Genomic DNA, 17,912 nt, shown 5'->3' on the forward strand with positions numbered 1-17,912 from the left:
GGCCTCCCCGCCCGAGCCACATGCGCTGACCCGACCGGAAAAGACTGCTAGCATTGTTGACCAGGGAGGTCACGTGCTCGCTACTCTTCTCCGGATGGCGCTGGTGCTGGTGACGCTCGTGGCGTCAGCGGCATGGGCGCGGCCCGGGCCGGTGGCGGCGCGGGTGACGAAGGCGCGACAGGTGGTGCTGCGCGAGGGCCCTGGCGAGTCGGGGGAGCTGCGGGTCCACCCGGACTACCTCACCACGGTGGTCTTCGATGTGGACGTGGCACCCGGCGCCGTGGAGGTGGAAGACGCCGAGCGCGTCCGCGTGCTGGGCGCGCAGGGGCGGGTGGCGGTGCTCGAGCCCGTGCGGGAGCTGGCCGAGGGGGAGCGGGTAGCGCTGTGGGTGACCTTCACCCGAGGCCGTACGGTGACACGGGCCGTGTTGATGCTCGTGCCGCACCCGTCCGAGGTGGACACGGAGGTGCGGGTGGCGCTCTCGGAGAAGCTCACGCGGGCGGTGGGGCCGGCGGAGCCGGGTGAGCCGCCGACGTTGATGCATCAATTGCTGGCGGGTACGTGGGTTCTGGGAAAGCGGCTCGATGGGAGAGTGCTCCACGCCAGCACCTTCCCTCTGGGCGTGGAAGCGGGAGTGCCCTGGATGTACGAGCTGGGAGTGCAGCGGGTTGTCGCCATTCCCGTCAACAATCCCGGGGGAGCGCCTCCGTGGGAACCCCGGGTGGTGTGGTTGGCGAGCGAGGTGCTCGGCCCGAAGCCGGTGGCACTGTCCGCGCGGATGCGCGTTCCCCGGCTCATGCCGGGAGAGCGCGATTGGGTATTCGTGGAGTGGCCATTGAAAACAGGGGTGTTCCATTTGGAAGTACGGGAGCATGAATCAGGGCGAGGCTTTCGGCTGGAATGGGCAGGGCCGCAATGAATGGCAAGTCCTCCTCTTCGGCGTCGACCGTGAGCTCGGGCGAGGACGTGCTGCCCGTGGGCGAGGCATTTCCGCGCTGGGTGTCGGCGGGGATGTGCGTGGGTCCCTGGCGCATCTCTCGGTGGTTGGGGCAGGGGGGTTATGGGGTGGTGTACCTCTCGGAGGACACACGGCCGGAATCGGCCGGAGGCTTGTTGGAACCCGTGGCGCTGAAGCTGGCCGTGGGCCGGACGCCGTACGAGGATCCGCAGGCGAGACAAAGGCTGCTCCGTGAGGCGGAAATCCTGCGCCGGGTCGTGCACCCGGGGGTGGTGCGTTGCTTCGGGCAGGGCGAGTACCAGGGCGTGCCCTACCTGGTGTTGGAATTCGTTCCAGGTCCGAACCTCTACGAGTGGTCGGCTCAGCGCAACCGGACGGCGCGAGAGGTGGTGGACCGGGTGTGCTCACTGACGTTGGCGCTGGAGGCCGTGCACGGAGCGGGGGTGTTCCATCGGGACCTGAAGGGCGAAAACATCCTCGTTCGTGAGCGGGACGATCAGCCGGTGCTGCTGGATTTCGGTGTGGGCGATCATGAGGGAGCCGCCACCCTCACGGGTGCGGGACTGCCTCCGGGCACCGCGCATTATCGCAGCCCGGAGGCGGTACGCTTCCTTCTGGCGGAGCAGGGGCAGGCCCGGTACTGCTTCACACTCGCGGACGAACTCTACGCGCTGGGAGTCATCCTCTACCGGCTGCTGACGGACGAATATCCCTTCTCGCCCGCGCTCCCCCGGCCCTTGCTGTACGAGAGAATCGAGCAGACACAGCCCTCCGCGCCGGTGCTGCTCAACCCTCGGGTACCGGGTTCCGTCAGCGACCTGGTCATGCGCCTGTTGTCCAAGCAGCCGGAGGAGCGGGGTGGAAGCGCCCGAGCGGTCTACACGGCCCTTCAGGCCGCCCTGGCGGATGGAGACGATCGGTGGGACGAATGGCTCTTCCAGTGGGACGAGGGTCCCTCCACGCACTCGCGGTCGACGGAAAAGGCGGGGATTCGGGGACCCATCGCACCCGGGCACGAAGCGGAGCTCATGCATGCCGCCGCGCGTGCGCGTGAGCTCCGGTGGCAGTGGAGGAAGAGTCGGGCGTTGCGCAAGCGACCTCCCATTCCCACTCCCACCGAGCCAGCACCGGCCGCTTCATCGCGGCCCGAGCGCAAGCGACCGGGTAAGAAGGCCGCATGGGTGATGTTGGCTGTCGTATGTCTTTCGGGTCTGGTGTGGTCTATCCGTGAGTCAGGAGCGTCATGTACTGATTCCTGGAGGTCTCCGATGAAGGAAGGTCCACCCGTGAATACCCAGAAGGCTCGTAGCGACCTGCCGCGGCAGGAAGCCGAGGACAGCTCCAGCGTGAAGGAAGGTGCTCATCCGTTGGAGAGGTGTGCCGCGGCGCTCGCGGCGGGTCTGGTTCTCTCGGCTTGTGCGGGAGTTCCGGCACAGCCTCCACGGCGGGAGTGTCCGAAGGAGGCGCTTGCCAGCATGGAGAGGCTGAGGGTTCCCTTGGATAACCCCATGCAAGTGCATGTCGATGTCAATCAGCCCGGAGAGTACTCAGATGTGTCGAACTTCCGAGAGGGCCCCCTCGTGAGCGAGACCGCCATGAGTCTCGAGGGATTCTCGGGGTACCTGCCTCTGGGCACTCTGCTGTACGGCTACTTGTGGACGCGCGGCAAGTACATCGTCGCCCACTACGACCGGGCGAAGTTGCCAACTGGAGAAATCGTCCCCGTGTGCTTCGCGTTCGGGACGGGTGATGGACCCCAGGGGTGGCCCCGATTGTGGGAGCCCAGTCCGCCCGGGACCTTGAACATGCCCAAGAAGTTTGTCGTCGTCGCGGTCGACCACTTCGAATAGCGGGCTCTCGCCCCAGGGCCTCAGGGCAGGAGGACGTGGACGCTCACGCCACCAGGGCCCGCCGAGAGGGCCGCGGTCCCCGGTGTGGCCGAGGCCTGCCGGTCGTTGAGCCAGAGGTACACACCCGCGCCCGCGAGCGCGGCGCCCACGGCGGCGCTCACGCCCGCGATGGTGCGCTTGCTGCTGGCCTCCTTGCGCAACTCGACGATGCCATCCAGTTCGTTCTGGGCGGGGAATTGGTTGTTCGCGTAGGGCTTGTTGGATTCGATCATCGCGTTGTTGCCGGCGATGGCGAAGTAGCCCGCGAGCCCGAGCGCCACGACCCCCGCGCCCGCGGCGCCGTAGGCCACGGGGCGCTTCCAGTTGCGCCAGAGGCTGGGGCCCTCCTGCTTCACGGCGATGGCGTCGGGCGGAGCGGGTTGTGGGGCGGGAGCGGTCTCGGCCTGCGCCGTGCCCGGGGTGGACTGGGCGGGTGGGGGAGTCGTCGCGAGCGGAGCGGGAGCCGGTGGCTGCTCGACGAGCGGCGCGATCTTCACGGGGACGATGCTGAGTTGCTCGCGCAGGCGGGAGATGGCGGTGCGGACGAGCTCCACCTGGGGCTGACCCCGGCTGCGGATCTGAATGCTCTTCTGGTCGAGCACCTCGCCCTTGGGGTCCACCACGAGCCCGGAGACGCGCGTGAGCTGGCCAGGGATGACAGTGATGAGGACAGCGCGGCTGGCCTGGGTGGCGGCGGCGAGCCTGCCGAGACACTCGGTGGGCTTCCTGGCGTGCGTGCACGAGTTGGAAGGGTTCTTGGAGCTCTTGGCGTCCTTGTCCTTGTCGAGGAAGGCGCGGACCTGGTCGGAGGACACGAGCTGCACGTCGCTGCGGGCGATCTCCGTGGCGCAGGTGGCCTGGAGGTCCTGGACGGTGTTCTTGTCCTTCTCGCCGACGATGGCGCACGGGTGCAGGGCGACGAGGTCGGTCTGGGCCCGGGCCGCTGGGGCGAGCAGCAGGCCGAGCGTGAGGAGCAGGGTGGGTCGCGAGGAGGGAGACTGTTTCACGGTGGACTCCTCGAGAAGGACAGGTCGTACGCGGAAGCAGGAAGCGAGGGGAGACCCGGGGGATGGCTCGCTTCCGTGAGTAGGGGCACCATGCTATCCCCCAGGCTTGGGCCGTCAAAGGGTTTGGAGAGGTGACTGTGATGCTGCGCAAGGTCCTCGCAACGGTGCTGCTGCTGGGGGCGCTCTCGGGATGTACCGTACCGGCTCGGACGTGCACGACGGACGCTGATTGTCAGGCGAACGGTGGCGATGGCCTCTGCGATCTGCGGGTGAATCTCTGCTACGCGGGTAGCAAGGAAGTCAGTGGCGACCAGTGCGATCCGGCGTGTGCGCCGTATCAGGCGTGTACGAAGTCGAACGGCTGCGTGCCGAGGTACACGGGGCTGGTGGTGACGCCGGGTGACGGTGGCCTGGTGGGTGGAGGCGTGGTCGCGGTGCGGGCGGAGTTGGTTGCGGACCCTACGTTCGAGCTGAAATTCCCTGAGACCCTGAGCTTCAGCGTGGTTCGGAGCGACGGCGGAACGGGCGGTTCGCTGAGCGCGGTCCCGGGAAACGCGGGCGTCTACACCGCTCAGTGGACACCGCCAGCCGGAGATGGAGTGTTCCTCCTGACTGCGGCGTATCCGGATGGTGGTAGCCCGAGCACCACGGTTCATCTGACGGTGGATGCGACTCCGCCTTCCTTCACGGTCATAGTGCCTGCGGCGGATGCGGGCGTTCCGGATGGTGGCTTTGCCTACGCTGATCCCATGGCTGTGACAGCGTGGCGTAGGGATCAAACTGTAACGATACGAGTGGAGTCTGATTCGGCGGACTTGGATCCGAGCAGCCTGCGCGTGGTTGTGCGTGGACATGGTGGCGGAGCATCCGTGACAGATCTATCACTCGCCCCTGTGACTCCTTGTGGCAGGTTGTTTTGCGGAACCGTTGATATTCCTCTATGGCGACCTGGACTGCCCGACTTCCGTGGGAATTTCACTGTCGAGGTGACGGCGAAGGACCAGTTGGGCAATGAGCGCATGTTGACGGGAACTATCCCGGTGACACGCTGGAAGTGGTCATTCAATGGGGCATCTGGGTCAATCGAAGCGACACCCGCAGTCGGTCAATTGGGCACTATCTACTTTGGTACGAGTGATTCCAATGGAAAGGTGTTTGCTCTCAACCCCGAGGGTACGAAGAAATGGGAAACCTCATTGGGCAAGGTGGTGGGGAGTCCTGCTTTGGGGGCGTTTTCCGCAGGCACTGAGTTGGTGTACGTCGGAGCCAACAGCAGCAGTGGCGGGGTGCTTTATGCCTTGGGCGCAGATGGTGGCGTGTCGACGAGGTGCCCAGGTGGCAATGCATCTGGTGAGATTTTGGCGTCCGTTGCGATTGCGAGCACAAGGTTCGACAACGAGAGCGCTCCTCTTGAGACAGCTATTGCGCTGGGAAATGGTGACGCACTGATTTCTCTTCGGCCTGAGGCCATAGGCTCACGCCTGTGCAGGACCGATCTGCTGAATGCAAGTCAAAGCAGCCAGCCAGGCGCTAGCATCATAGTAAAGGGCTCGGATGCTTACTTTAGCGCTCTGGATACCAAGGTTTGGAGCTACCAGTTCTCGGGTAGTTCTGGCTGGGCAGCCAAGGCTGGTTTCGCTGCACCGACGATTGGCACTCTGATTACTGGGCTGGGCTTCGCGACTGGTAATAGGGTCGTCGGAGCTGGAGGACTGATTGCACCGCAGTCAGGAGGAGTATTTTCCTTCCTTGAGACTGATGGCTCCGGGCTTTGGAAGTATCCGGACCCGTTCACACAGTCCACCCCCGTTCGTAATATGTCCATTGGCGCCGGAAACCAGCTCTTCTTCGGTCGTGAAGTTTCTTCAGGACGCGCGGACATGACGTCCATCAATCTTCTTGCGACAGATCCTCGTGCTACCGCGACGAATGCGGGCAGTTTCCCGGCAGCTCCAGTGCTGGGGAAACAGGGGATATTCTACACTGCTTCCTACACAGGTTCTGTGGTCGGCGTTGGTGAAGTATCTGCCTGGAATGCGACCAATCTGACCAATGTATGGAGGCTTAGTGATAGCGTAGGCCGTACCAACGCATCGCCGACACTCGATTGCGCCCGTAGTCCCGATGGCACTGCTGTCTCTGCGCCTCACGGCGTACTGTATGTTCCCTCGATTGATGGCAAGCTGTACGCCTTCGTCGTCGACAGCCCAGGTCTCGACCCGGATGCGCCGTGGCCCAAGTACCAGCATGACGCTCGCAACACCGGCAACCCGAATACCCCTATCTCCTCGTGCCCGTGAGATGACGGACGGTTTCTCGCCCTAGCCACCTCTCTCCGTACTCGGACGTAGCGACCGGCGGCGGACTCGTCTAGGGTCCGCCGCTGGTCCGTTCACCCACCACCTTCAGGACTCGCACATATGTCATCGCTGTCCCGATTGCTCGCCGCCCTCGTCACCCTCTCGCTCCTCGGCGCCGCCTGCGCCACCAAGGAGGGCGCCACCGGTTCCTCCTCCGTCGAGGAGGTCTCCGCCAGCGAGAGCACCCCCGTCGAGCGCGCCAAGCCCCAGCTCCAGAAGCTCTCTCCTCCCGAGAACTTCTCCGTGATGATTCCCGGTGAGCCCCAGGCCCAGCGCGGCGAGGTCGCCATCCCCGGCGGCAAGGTGACCACCGCCGCCTGGACCTCCAACGTCGATGGCGTCCTCTACTCCATCAGCACCGCCGACTACCCCGAGAAGGTCGTCGCCGCCAACCCCGCCTCCGCCTTCCTCAACGAGGGCAAGAACGGCCTCGTCAACCAGCTCAAGGGCACCATCAAGTCCGAGGAGGACGTCACCGTCCAGGGCTACCCCGGCAAGTCCTTCGTCGTCTCCTCCGACGCCGGTGAGGTCAAGGCCCGCAACTTCCTCGTCGGCCCCCGCCTCTACACCCTCCTCGTCCTCTACAACCCCAGCATCGGCGCTCCCGCCGCCGATGACTTCCTCACCTCGCTCGAGCTGATCAACCCGCCTCCCGCCATCGGCCCGGGCTCCGCCGCCGGCGCCGCCGCTGACGGTGGCTCCCCCGCCTCCGATGCCGGCTCCCCGGCCTCCGACGCGGGCACTGGCACCACGGACGCCGGTACCGCGACGCCGCGCAAGTAGTTCCTCCTCCCGGGGCTCGCTCCGCTTTCGCGTGCCCCGGTCACCCGGTACGGTCGTCTCGTCCCCGGGCGTTTCGCTCTGGCCGGTTCGCTGTCTCCGGCTGGGGCCTCGCGTCATCTCATCCCGCGGCAACGCGCGGGGCTGCCTCGCGCGACCAGGACTCGTGGAGGCACTTCATGTGGGACCCCCTGCAGTACGCGCACTTCCGCGACGCTCGCAAGCGCCCCTTCTTCGAGCTGCTCGCCCGCGTGCCCGCTTCCGCTCCCGCACTCGTCGCCGACCTCGGGTGTGGCACGGGCGACCTCACCCTCACCCTCGCTGAACGTTGGCCCGGCTCCCGCGTGCTCGGCGTCGACTCCTCCGAGGCCATGGTCTCCGAGGCGCTTCGCCGCCCCGCCCCCGAGCGCGTCCGCTTCGAGCTCGCCGACCTCGCGCGCTGGGCCCCCTCCGCGCCGCTCGACGTGCTCGTCTCCAATGCCGCCCTCCACTGGCTGCCCGACCATGCCGCCCTGCTGTCCCGGCTGGTGGGGCTGATCGCGCCAGGCGGCGTGCTCGCCTTCCAGGTGCCCGCCAACTTCGAGGAGCCCTCGCACCGGCTCATCGACGAGGTGCGCGCGCTCCCCCGGTTCGCTCCCGCGCTCGCCTCCGTGCGCCGCGGACACGCCGAGTCGCTCGCCTTCTACGAGGCTCACCTGTCAGCGCTCGGCCTCGCCGTGGATGCCTGGGAGACGGCGTACCTCCACGTGCTCCCGGGCGAGGACGCCGTGCTTCAGTGGTTGCTCGGCACGACCCTGAGGCCGGTGCTCTTGGCCCTGGGCCCCTCGGAGGGCGAGGCCTTCCTCGACACCCTCCGGCCCCTCCTGCGCCAGGCCTACCCGGCCGCCTCGCACGGCACGCCCTTCCTGTTCCGCAGGCGCTTCGTCGTGGCGTTGCGCCCCTCCGCCTCCTGAGCGGCCGCGCTCACTGCGGCCAGTGCGTGATGGAGCCCCCGCTGCCGACGATCCACAGGTTGTCCGGTCCCGTGCCCGCGATGTCATTGAGCACTTTGCCGGACACCGTGTGTGCCTTCTCCCAGGTCTTTCCGTCGAAGTAGAAGACATTGCCCTTGTTGGAGACGACGTAGAGCGCATTGCCGCCAAAGGCGATCACTCCGTGCAGGTCCTCATCCGTGGCGGCCTTGTCCAACGTCACCGGGTGCTTGCTCCAGGTCTGTCCGTTCCATTGCAGCACGGTCCGGTTCTCGCCCACGGCGAAGGCGAGCTTCGGGTTGACCGCCCAGACGGCATTCAGACCGTTCGTGCCCGTCGTCGGAACCGTGACTTCCTTCCAGTCCGAAGGAGGGATGTGCTGGAGGATGCGCGGCGTACTCACCGGGCCTCCCACGATGAAGATCGGTGTGGTCGCGAGGCCATGGGCATCCAGGAAAGGGAAGCCGGTGACGGGCGTGACGGTCTGGTTGGCCACGCCACCATCCCAGCCGAACGCGCGTCCGTCGGAGACGCCGGCGTTGGAACCCACGCCCAGTATCTCCACTCCCCCTCCATCCAGGGTCCTGCCCACCAGGCCTCGAGTCGTGCTGTCTCCGGCCGCCGGCGGATCCACCGTGCAGGAGCTGCTGTCCCGCTCCTGGATGCCCAGCTTGCCCGAGCCTCCTCCCAGGTAGAGGCGTCCCGTCGCCTCGTCGACCCACAGGGAGTACCAGTTGGCCGAGCAGTTGGCGTTCTGGTACGTGAAGCTGGTCTCGCCCGGGAGCATCCTGGCGCGCCGGCCGCTCTCGCCCGCGATCCAGAACCCCCCGTCTCCCCACTCCTTCACCGTGTACCAATCCTTGGAGGTGTCTCCCAGGGTCGTCGAGCTCCACACGGGAGGGTTGCTCGGACAGACCCCCGGGGCCTCGGCGGCTCCGTCGCAGTCGTTGTCCTCCCGGTCGCACAGCTCCGCCGCGGTCGCGTGCGTGAACGGGTTGCCGTCGTTGCAGTCGCCCGCCTGGAGGATGTAGCCCGCGTCCGGCGCGCAGGTCAGCACGCCCGCGTCCTGCTTGCCGTACTCGTCGAGGTCGTCATCCGGGTAGTACGTCGAGGGCTGGGTGACGTAGTTGCACTGCGTGCCTCCGTCCGCCGCGCACGCCGTCACCCCCGTGCAGCCCAGTCCCGTGCAGCCCCCGTCCACGTTGAAGCTCTCGTCTAGCGTCCCGTCGCAGTCGTTGTCCTGCCCGTCGCAGATCTCCGGCGCGCCGACGTACACGTTGGCCCGGGTGTCGTCGCAATCGTTCGCGTTGTCGACGTGGCCGGCGCGGGTGGGGCCGCAGTTCGTCACGCCCGCGTCCGCCGCGCCCCGGGTGTCCTGGTCGTTGTCCGGGTACAGCACGGTGGGCGTGGGGCTGTTGCACAGCGTGCCTCCATCCGTGGCGCAGGCGAGCTTGCCCGTGCATCCCGCCAGGCCCGTGCAGTCGTTCCCCAGGCCGAGCCCCTCGTCCTTCTTGTCGTCGCAGTTGTCGTCCACGTCGTTGCACAGCTCGGAGGCCTTCGTGTTGCGCCGCGGGTTGGTGTCGTCGCAGTCGAAGTCGTTGGCCACGTAGCCGGCGGGCGGCTTGCACGCCGTCATGCCCGGGCCCCTCGCGCCGTCTCCGTCTCCGTCTCCATCGGGATGCCACTGGCCCGTCTTGTTGGCCAGGCAGGTGCGTGTGCCCTGGGTGCCACAGGCCCACGCGCCCTGGCAGCCATCGGGGGCGTCACACAGGTCGCCCAGCTCGAAGCGTTCCTCGTCCTGTTGCTTGTCGCAGTTGTCATCCCTGTCGTTGCAGAGCTCCTGCGCGCCAGGGTGCACGTCGGGTTCCGCGTCGTCGCAGTCGCTGCCGCCCGGGTTGCTCGAGGACACGTAGCCATCCCCGTCCCCGTCGCTGGCCGCCAGCGCCAGCGTCTCCTCGGCTATCTGGTCCTTGTCCACCGTCACCGTCCTGGTGTCGGTGGCCACCGGCGGCGACTCCGTCGTGCACGCCTTCTCGAAGGCCTCGGCCTTCACGGTCAGGCTGTTGCTCCATCCGGCCTCCCGGAAGGCCGCCACCGTCACCGTGCCGCCCGTGACGTCGCCCTTGTTCGGGAGGAACTCCGTCTTGCGCTCCTCTCCCGCCCCCTCCGCATCCCTCACGCTCACCCGCAGGCAGCCGGGCTTGAAGCCGGAATAGGAGACGGTCAGCTTCACCGCTCCCTCGTTCTTGTTTCGACAACCGGTGAGGGCCAACAGGCCAAGGAGGAGCAGGAGACGCGCGGGCATGGCCTCCCATTATGCCCGCATTCCCGGCTTCAACGGATGCCCGGGAAGTCCGAGTGCACCACCTTCAGGCGCTCGTCGGCCGCGAGGCTCGCGGGCGTGATGAGCTCCAGCTCCAGCGGCACCGTCCCGCCGTAGCGCTCCCTCAGCGCTGGTCCCAGCTTCTTCACGTTGAGTGTGCCCAGCCGCTCCATCTTCCCGTAGTCCACCCCCGCCGCCTTCGTGTACGCCTTGCGCGCCAGCTCCGAGCAGTACAGCGCCTCGTCCCCCCAGCCGAAGCGCCAGTCGTAGGGTTTGCCCAGGTGCCGCTTCGCCTCCGCCACGGCCTCCACCCGCTTGTTCTCGGGGAGCTGCTCGGGTCGCAGCACCAGGACGTGGCCTCCCACCCCGCGCGCCTTCCACTTCGCGAATGCCACCCGTTGTACTGGCTGCACCGCCTCCACCACGAACACCCCCGCCGGTGTCACCTCCACCAGCCCCACGTGCGACAGCGGACTGTCCGTCGCCGCCCGGATGGCCTCCGACTGCCTCGAGCGCGACGTGTGGAAGACGAGGTCCCCCGTCTTCAGTGTTTCCTCCAGCTCCCGTGGCCCCGCGCCCGCGGTGTGGGCCAGGAGCGACAGAGCCAGGAGCGACAGCATCGGCCAACGCATGGATACCCGGTCCTTTCGGGCGCGAGTCCCGCGCCCGCCGGTTCTCAGTGCAGTGTGGATGCCACGGGCTTGGGGAAGACCCTCACCCTAACCCTCTCCCAGAGGGAGAGGGGACTTGTCCCAGCGGGAACTCGGCTCGCGGGTGGTACTTGCCCCCCAGGCTCTCGAAGAGGATCAGCCGGTCCACCCGTGTTTCTCCCCACTTCTCGTCCCGGAGTGCACGCACGCACTCGGCCAGCTCCCGGTCTCCCCTCGGGACCTTCGAACGCGCCAGTGTCAGGTGCGCCGCGTAGTCGCGGTGCTCGGGCTCGAAGCCCAGCGGCCTCAGCACGTCCACCACGTCCGCTTGCAGCGCTCCCAGCGCCTTCGTGTCTCCTCCCACTCCCGCCCAGAGCACCCTCGGGTGTGACGGCGCTCCGAAGCAGCCCCCTCCCTCGACGGTCAGCGTCAGCGGTTCGTGAACCGGGCCCACCGGCGCGAGGGCTTCCTTCACCTCGGGCAGTCGCTCCGCCTCCACCTCCCCGAGGAAGTGCAGGGTGAGGTGCAGGTTCGTCGGAGGCACCCACCGCGCGTGGCGTGCCAGTCCCTTGAGGCGCGGGATGGCGGCCGTGGCCCTGGACTCGATCGCTTCCCCGAGCGTGACGGCGACGAAGAGGCGCATACCGGTTCATCCCTCCACGGGACGCGCCACCCGGCGGCGCGGCCACAGCGCATAGGCCCAGAAGGGCAGGAACAGGAGTGCTTCCACCATCACCACGTGCAGGCCTCGCGCGGAGAGCATTCCCGCTCCAATGGGGGCCACGGGGATGGGGCGCATCGGGAAGAAGTAGCGGGCCTGGGTGAAGGGCCAGAGGATCGCCGCACCCAGGCCTCCCGTGGTCATCGCGTCCAGCAGGCCGTGGCTCCCCACGGCCACGAGGGTGAGCAGCCCCGCCTTCAGCGCCGGCCTCCGGGTCGCGCGTGCCCCCGCCGCCACCACCAGCGCCGTCACCACCGCCAGGACGAGCGAGTGCGACGCCCCGCGGTGTCCCCACTCCGCTCCGTAGGGAATCCTCAGCTTGAAGGCGATGACGTCCGCGTCCGGCAGCATCGCCAGCGCGGACATCAGCAGCATGCTGGCGGCCACACGCCTCGGCGGCGCAGCTCCCGCGCCGATGCGTCCCAATGCCATTCCCACCGCCACGTGACCGAAGCTCGCCATGTGATTGCCGAGGATACACCGGCCCTCCGTCTGGAGAATGCTCGCGGAGTGGGGGGATGGCGCGGGGGGAGCAGGCGCTACCTCCCCCCGCGACGTGCCCTGCTTCGGACGGCTAGTGCGTCAGCGCCTCGGCCAGCCGGCTCAGCGTCGCCGCCTGCTCGGCCGTGAGGGCCTTGCCCGACTGCGCCTCCACCTGGTGCCGGTAGGCGGCGAGCTGGTGGTTCGCCGCGGTGGTGTTGCCCCGCTCCGAGGCGCTCTTCGCCGCATCCAGCTTCGCCCCCAGGCTGTTCGCCTGGCCCGGCGCCGCGCCCTCCAGCAAGCGGCTCGTCAACGCACGGAGCGAGTCGAAGGTCGCCCGCACCGTCACGCTCACCTGCCTGCTCGTCACGTTGCCCGCCCGGTCGCTCGCGAGCAGCGGGAAGGTGCTCGTGCCGAGCGGGAGGTTCCACGCGGCCTCGCTCACCACCGGAGCGCCGCACGGATCCAGGTCCAGCCCGGAGAGCGCGTCCGCCGCCGTGCAGCTCACGGCCACCGTCTGCTCCACCGTGTAGCTGCCCTCGCCGCTCACCCCCAGGGCCGGGGCCGTGCGGTCGATGCGGACCCCCAGCGACTTCGTCGGCTCCACGTTCCCCGCCTGGTCCACGGCGCGGAACTCGAGGGTCTGGATGCCCTCGGACTCCAGCCGCACCTGGGCGGACGCGCCCGCCACGCTCACCAGCGGAGCACCCGCGAGCCCGTAGTCCAACCCGCTCACCCCCGAGCCGTCCGTGTCCGTGGCGGCGAGCCCCACCGTCACGCTCCCGTTGTTCCAGCCGAAGCCATTCGGCCCCGGCGAGGCCGTGGCCACCGTCACCGGCCCCCGGGTGTCCAGCCGGAGCTCATAGGTGTACGTCACCGCGCTCCGGTTGCCTGAGCGGTCCTCGGCGTAGAGGGTGACGGTGTTCATCCCCTCACGCAGGGTGAGCTCGTGGCCGAAGGCGAGCTCGCTGTTCTGCTCGGGGAAGCTCAGCGCGGGGGCTCGCAGGAAGAGGTCCGCGGGCTGGCCGTTGATGTCCACCCGTCCGCCCACGTCGCCCCAGGTGTACATCCCGCTGTCCGCCACCGCGCCCGTGAGGGCAAGCCGCGGGTTGGACACCACTCCGGGCGCCGGCGCGTCGATGGCGAGCAGCGGCGCGGTGCGGTCCACGAAGAAGCGGGTGTACGTGGTGCCGAAGGTGAACGTCGTGGTGCCCGGCAGCCGGTACCACACGCCCATGTTCCAGTTGCCCTCCGCCAGCAGCAGGCCCGCGCTGGTCCGGCCGTTCCACCGGTACGTCCGGCTCCCGGGCTGCGCTGGCCCCTGGTTCGCCGTGTAGCGCGTCCCCGCCATCGAGCCCAGGTACCAGTCCGCCAGCGGCTGGCCCACCTTGAAGCTCACGTCCACCGACTCGCGGCCGTTGGCCTGCGTCCCGATGAAGAGGTCCGCCAGCCGCAGCTCGCTCACCGGCAGCCGGTGCACGAAGAAGAACGGCACCCGGTAGCTGTCGCTCGGGTCCTCGGTGTTGGTGAAGCGCAGGTAGCCCTCGTACTCGCCCGCGGCGGCCACCGCGGGGTCCACCGAGACCGACAGGCCCACCTCCACCGCGCTCCCGTCCGTGCTCACCTGGGTGACGCTCGACGCCGCCGTCACGCCGGGCCAGCTCTTGAGCAGCTCCGCCCGCACCTGGTAGCCGCGGCCAGCGGCCCTCGGGGTGACGGTGAGCGTGCGCGTGGCGCTGTATCCACCCTCCGGCGTCAGCATGCCGAAGCTGAGGCTCCCCGGCGCGATGGAGACGGCGGGCGCGAGGGCCCGGGACAGGTCCACGAAGCCCGAGCCCTGCTCGATGGTGCGGTAGCTGTCACCCGTCAGCGTGGCGAGGTTCCCGGCGGTGTTCATCAGCGCGGTCTTCACCTGGAGGGGCGTCCACTCGGGGTGCGCCTGCCTCAGCAGCGCCGCCGAGCCGGCGATGTGCGGGGACGCCATCGAGGTGCCGGAGAGGGACGCGTAGCCGGTGGCGCTGATGGCGAAGGGCACCGCGGCGACGATGGCGGTGCCGGGCGCGCTGACGTCCGGCTTCATGAGGAGATCCGGCGTGGGCCCGCGCGAGCTGCCCGAGTTCATCTGCGGGCCCGGGTTGAAGTCGTTGACGACGACGAGCGGGTTGGCGAGCACCTTGCGCCCGTTGGCGTAGGACAGTGTGAAGCTCGGCAGCCCCAGGGCGGCGGTGGTGAAGTCCGTGGCGCGGGCGGCGTCGTTATAAAGGAGGATGCCCGCGGCCCCGGCCGCCGCCGCCTGGTTGGCCTTGTTGACGAAGGACACGTCCCCCGTCCCGCCACGCTGGGCGATGACGAGCTTGCCCACCACGCTCTTGCCCGCGTAGTCCGAGGGCGCGTTGCCATAGCCCACGTCCACCACCTGCAGGTGGGTGCCGAGCAGCGACGCCGGGAAGGACGTGCCGTAGGAGCCGCCCAGCAGCGCCTCGCCCGTGGCCGCCAGGGTCGTGCGCGGGTAGCGCGCCGCTCGCGCGTCCGAGTTGCCCACGCCAATGGTGTCCGGCGTGGCCGCATACACGCCCGTGGTGTACGTGCCCGGCCCGTTGTTGCCGTTGGAGTTGGTGACCACGACGCCCGCGCGGACGGCGTTGGCCACCATCTCGCCCCAGAGGTTGTTGGCCTGTGCATACGTGGTGCCCAGTCCGAGGCTCATGTTGGCCACGTCCGCACCCTGGGCCACCGCGTAGTCCAGGCCCGCCATCACCGCCGACAGGTTGCTCGACTTCCCGCTGGTGCTCGTGCCCAGCACCCGGATGGCCAGCAGCTTCGCCCCGGGCGCCACGCCCTTGAGGCCCGCCGCCGTCGCCGCCACGTGCGTGCCGTGGTAGTCCTCCGGGGCCTCCTGTGGATCCGCGTCGAGGTCCACGAAGTCATAGCCCCCCTGCACCTTGCACCCCGCGCCCAGGCACCCGCCCAGGTCCGGGTGGGTGTAGTCCACTCCGTCATCCAGGATGGCCACCAGCATGCCCTCGCCCCGGTAGCCCCGCGCCCAGAGGGCCGGTGCGCCAATGGCTGGCACGCTCTCGGTGAGCTCGGGCGCGGGCGCCGGCGCGTCCGTGTCCTCCTTCAGCCCCTGCTCCCTCACCACCTCCGCGTCGGGATAGATGCCCACCACCCCGGGCAGCGAGGCGATCAGCGCCAGCTGGTCCGCGGGCACCCTGAGGGCGAAGCCGTTGAGCGCCTCCTCGTACACGTGGCGCGGACCGCCCTTGAGCCCCAGTCGCGCCAGCTCGCCGATGATGCGCCCTCGCTCGCCCCGGACCTTCTCCCGCTGCGCTCGCCGCGCCCCCTCCGCGATGGCCTGGCCCCGGTTCTTGTAGGCCGCCGCATGCGCCGCCACCGGCTCCGACGCCAGCTTCACGATGACGGACACCGGCTCGCTGGAGCCGAGCTCGAACGCCGAGAGCTGCTCTCTCAGCGCCTGCGGTGGCTCCGGAATCCGGCGCGCCTCGGACGGCGCCGCCGACGCGGAGTGGGCCATGAGCACGAGCGTGGACAGCAGCCGGGAGCCCCTGCGGAGCCTCCTCGGGGTAGGGCGGGTCTTCACGTGTTTCTCTCCTTCGTCGCCGGACGGGGCCGTCAGCGGCGGCGAGGAGTGTAGAAGTATGAGACCCTGGAAATAAAGCAGCCCTGGTGGAAAATTACCGCGCTACCGCCACTCTCCGTTGGCGCAGATCGCTTGGCAATCCGTACTGGCCGCGCATGACTTGCCCGCCAACGGCCCGAAATCGCAGACCCCGTTGACCCTGCTCGTGCACCGGGCCACTCCTCCGGTGCTTCCGAAGACGTAGCCCTCCGGGTACTCCACCGTGTTGTAGGTGCAGGTCTTCGCGGTCCCGTCCTCCGTGGGCGTCTCGTCGATCGGTGTGTTGTTGCCCGGCTCTGGCTCGGCATTGCAGCCGGTGAGCAGGGGAAGACCCAGGACGACCGCCAACAGGCATCGGGCAAGGATTCGCACGGCTGATGTCCTCTTGCGGCTCGATGCGGCTCGCCGCCTCGCGTGGATGGCCTTCGTGAATCTCATCCGCCTCCGGCTCACGGGCCAGGGTGGAGCCGGCCCGGGCGCACGGTGGCGCACAGAGGGGCCAGGGGGGCGTAGACCCTCACCCCGGCCCTCTCCCAGAGGGAGAGGGTGCTCGGAACCCGAGGGACTCGATACCCTCACCCCGTCCCTCTCCCAGCGGGAGAGGGGTGGTCGTTCCTTGGGGGTCGCTCCTTAATACGCCTTCGAGAAGACGATCCGGCCCGGCGACGGCTCGCCCGTCACCACGCACTTGCCCGCCTCCTGCTTCAGCGCGAACGGACGGTTGCGCGTCGTCAGCCCCGTCTCCTCCTTGATCCGCGCCTCCACCTTCGCGTCCCCGTTCCAGTGCGCCAACAGGAACCCCGCGTCCGCCTTCTCCTTCATCTCCTCGTAGCTGTTCACCTCGAAGGTGTGCGAGTCCCGGAAGCTCTTCGCCTTCTCGAACAGCGACTTCTGCATCTGCTCCAGCATCTCCTGCGCCTTCCCCACCGCCTGGTCCAGCTGGATGAACTCCTTCTGCCGCGCATCCCGCCGCACCATCACGCACGAGCCCTTCGCCAGATCCTTCGGCCCCAGCTCCACACGCAGGCACGTGCCCACCAGCTCGTGCTCGTTGTACTTGAAGCCCGGGCTCTTCGTGTCGTCGTCGTCCACCACCACGCTCAGGCCCGCCTTCCTCAGGTCCGCCGCCAGCGCGTGCGTCTTCTCCAACACCTGCGTCTTCTCCGCCTCCGTCGCCTTGCCCGCGATGGGAATCACCACCACGTGCGTCGGCGCCAGCCTCGGCGGCACGATGAGCCCCGCGTCATCCGAGTGCGTCATGATCAGACCGCCAATGAGGCGCGTCGACACGCCCCACGACGTCTGCCACACGTGGTGCTGCTTGCCGTCCCGACCCTGGAACATCGTGTCGAAGGCCTTGGCGAAGTTCTGCCCCAGGTTGTGGCTCGTGCCCGCCTGCAGCGCCTTCTTGTCCTGCATCATCGCCTCGATGCTGTAGGTGCGCAGCGCGCCGGCGAACTTCTCCGACTCCGTCTTGCGCCCCGTCATCACCGGCATCGCCATGTAGTCCTCGGCGAACTTCCGGTAGACCTCCAGCATCTGCAGCGTCTCCTTCTCCGCGTCGTCCTCCGTCTCGTGGCAGGTGTGACCCTCCTGCCAGAGGAACTCGGTGGTGCGCAGGAACAGCCGCGTGCGCATCTCCCAGCGCATCACGTTCGCCCACTGGTTGATGAGCAGCGGCAAGTCCCGGTAGCTCTGGATCCACTTGGCGAAGCTGCGGTTGATGATGGTTTCCGACGTGGGCCGGATGACGTAGGGCTCCTCCAGCTTGGCCCCGCCCGCGTGCGTCACCACCGCCAACTGCGGGTTGAAGCCCTCGACGTGCTCGGCTTCCTTCTTCAGGTAGCTCTCGGGGATGAGCAGCGGGAAGTAGGCGTTCTTGTGCCCCAGGTCCTTGAACATCTTGTCCAGGACGCGCTGCATGTTCTCCCAGATGGCATAGCCATTGGGCCGGATGACCATGCAGCCCTTCACGTCCGAGTAGTCGGCGAGCTTCGCCTTCTGGACCAGGTCCACGTACCACTCGGAAAAGCCCTTCTCGCGCGGTGCCAGCTTCTCGGCCATCTGCTCGGAATCCTTCGAAAATGTGTGAGGGCCGTTGCCTACGCTGGCCCCCGCCGGAAATCAATGGCC

Annotated in this window: 13 protein-coding genes; 5 read left to right on the forward strand and 8 right to left on the reverse strand. The window is 68.2% G+C overall.

The genetic code is table 11. The annotated features are described in order from the left end of the window. Window positions 1–73: 73 nt before the first annotated feature. Both JRI60_RS06175 and JRI60_RS06180 read left to right on the forward strand, forming a co-directional pair. Window positions 74–919 carry a DUF2381 family protein gene (locus JRI60_RS06175; RefSeq protein WP_204224926.1) on the forward strand — a complete coding sequence of 282 codons (846 nt, stop codon included), beginning with the start codon at window positions 74–76 and terminating at the stop codon, window positions 917–919. Beyond that, the gene (locus JRI60_RS06180) at window positions 916–2,808 is read left to right on the forward strand and encodes a serine/threonine protein kinase (RefSeq protein ID WP_204224927.1); all 1,893 of its coding nucleotides are present in this window, start codon (window positions 916–918) and stop codon (window positions 2,806–2,808) included. The genes JRI60_RS06175 and JRI60_RS06180 overlap by 4 nt, the downstream gene beginning before the upstream one ends. 20 nt (window positions 2,809–2,828) lie before the next feature. Here JRI60_RS06180 and JRI60_RS06185 read toward each other — a convergent pair whose 3' ends face one another. Further along, window positions 2,829–3,854 carry a hypothetical protein gene (locus JRI60_RS06185; protein WP_204224928.1) on the reverse strand — a complete coding sequence of 342 codons (1,026 nt, stop codon included), beginning with the start codon at window positions 3,852–3,854 and terminating at the stop codon, window positions 2,829–2,831. Window positions 3,855–3,994: 140 nt separating this feature from the next. Between JRI60_RS06185 and JRI60_RS06190 the strand changes: the two genes are divergently transcribed. The 3 genes from JRI60_RS06190 to JRI60_RS06200 all read left to right on the forward strand — a co-directional run bounded on the left by JRI60_RS06190 (window position 3,995) and on the right by JRI60_RS06200 (window position 7,947). Continuing rightward, window positions 3,995–6,154 (forward strand): PQQ-binding-like beta-propeller repeat protein, encoded by a 2,160-nt coding sequence (locus tag JRI60_RS06190; protein WP_204228762.1) that lies wholly within the window; start codon window positions 3,995–3,997, stop codon window positions 6,152–6,154. 120 nt (window positions 6,155–6,274) lie between these two features. Continuing rightward, entirely contained in the window at window positions 6,275–6,997 is a 723-nt protein-coding gene (locus JRI60_RS06195; RefSeq protein WP_204224929.1) for a hypothetical protein, read from the forward strand. Window positions 6,998–7,173: 176 nt separating this feature from the next. Then, entirely contained in the window at window positions 7,174–7,947 is a 774-nt protein-coding gene (locus tag JRI60_RS06200) for a methyltransferase domain-containing protein (RefSeq protein ID WP_204224930.1), read from the forward strand. 10 nt (window positions 7,948–7,957) lie between these two features. Here the strand turns inward: JRI60_RS06200 and JRI60_RS06205 are convergent, their stop codons facing one another. The 7 genes from JRI60_RS06205 to proS all read right to left on the reverse strand — a co-directional run bounded on the left by JRI60_RS06205 (window position 7,958) and on the right by proS (window position 17,843). After that, window positions 7,958–10,270, reverse strand: coding sequence for a putative metal-binding motif-containing protein (locus JRI60_RS06205; protein ID WP_204224931.1), 2,313 nt, complete (start codon window positions 10,268–10,270; stop codon window positions 7,958–7,960). A gap of 29 nt (window positions 10,271–10,299) precedes the next feature. Further along, window positions 10,300–10,920, reverse strand: coding sequence for a YiiX/YebB-like N1pC/P60 family cysteine hydrolase (locus JRI60_RS06210; RefSeq protein WP_204224932.1), 621 nt, complete (start codon window positions 10,918–10,920; stop codon window positions 10,300–10,302). A gap of 82 nt (window positions 10,921–11,002) precedes the next feature. Beyond that, on the reverse strand, window positions 11,003–11,581 hold the full coding sequence (gene thpR / locus JRI60_RS06215; RefSeq protein ID WP_204224933.1) for an RNA 2',3'-cyclic phosphodiesterase: 579 nt from the start codon (window positions 11,579–11,581) through the stop codon (window positions 11,003–11,005). A gap of 6 nt (window positions 11,582–11,587) precedes the next feature. Then, window positions 11,588–12,121 carry a metal-dependent hydrolase gene (locus JRI60_RS06220; RefSeq protein ID WP_204224934.1) on the reverse strand — a complete coding sequence of 178 codons (534 nt, stop codon included), beginning with the start codon at window positions 12,119–12,121 and terminating at the stop codon, window positions 11,588–11,590. A gap of 112 nt (window positions 12,122–12,233) precedes the next feature. Continuing rightward, window positions 12,234–15,740: a S8 family serine peptidase gene (locus JRI60_RS06225; RefSeq protein ID WP_204224935.1), complete on the reverse strand. Its 3,507-nt coding sequence runs from the start codon at window positions 15,738–15,740 to the stop codon at window positions 12,234–12,236. Between the two features lie 102 nt (window positions 15,741–15,842). Beyond that, window positions 15,843–16,151: a hypothetical protein gene (locus tag JRI60_RS06230; protein ID WP_204224936.1), complete on the reverse strand. Its 309-nt coding sequence runs from the start codon at window positions 16,149–16,151 to the stop codon at window positions 15,843–15,845. Between the two features lie 258 nt (window positions 16,152–16,409). After that, window positions 16,410–17,843: a proline--tRNA ligase gene (proS, locus tag JRI60_RS06235; protein WP_204224937.1), complete on the reverse strand. Its 1,434-nt coding sequence runs from the start codon at window positions 17,841–17,843 to the stop codon at window positions 16,410–16,412. Window positions 17,844–17,912: the final 69 nt, after the last annotated feature.

Source organism: Archangium violaceum (assembly GCF_016887565.1).
Taxonomy (GTDB): Bacteria; Myxococcota; Myxococcia; order Myxococcales; family Myxococcaceae; genus Archangium; species Archangium violaceum_B.

Bases quoted from the DNA above. Each gene is read 5' to 3' on its own strand.
- JRI60_RS06190 (WP_204228762.1), top strand. From the start codon at position 3,995: ATGCTGCGCAAGGTCCTCGCAACGGTGCTGCTGCTGGGGGCGCTCTCG.
- JRI60_RS06180 (WP_204224927.1), top strand. From the start codon at position 916: ATGAATGGCAAGTCCTCCTCTTCGGCGTCGACCGTGAGCTCGGGCGAG.
- thpR (WP_204224933.1), bottom strand. From the start codon at position 11,581: ATGCGCCTCTTCGTCGCCGTCACGCTCGGGGAAGCGATCGAGTCCAGG.
- JRI60_RS06205 (WP_204224931.1), bottom strand. From the start codon at position 10,270: ATGCCCGCGCGTCTCCTGCTCCTCCTTGGCCTGTTGGCCCTCACCGGT.
- JRI60_RS06220 (WP_204224934.1), bottom strand. From the start codon at position 12,121: ATGGCGAGCTTCGGTCACGTGGCGGTGGGAATGGCATTGGGACGCATC.
- JRI60_RS06195 (WP_204224929.1), top strand. From the start codon at position 6,275: ATGTCATCGCTGTCCCGATTGCTCGCCGCCCTCGTCACCCTCTCGCTC.
- JRI60_RS06200 (WP_204224930.1), top strand. From the start codon at position 7,174: ATGTGGGACCCCCTGCAGTACGCGCACTTCCGCGACGCTCGCAAGCGC.
- proS (WP_204224937.1), bottom strand. From the start codon at position 17,843: ATGGCCGAGAAGCTGGCACCGCGCGAGAAGGGCTTTTCCGAGTGGTAC.
- JRI60_RS06210 (WP_204224932.1), bottom strand. From the start codon at position 10,920: ATGCGTTGGCCGATGCTGTCGCTCCTGGCTCTGTCGCTCCTGGCCCAC.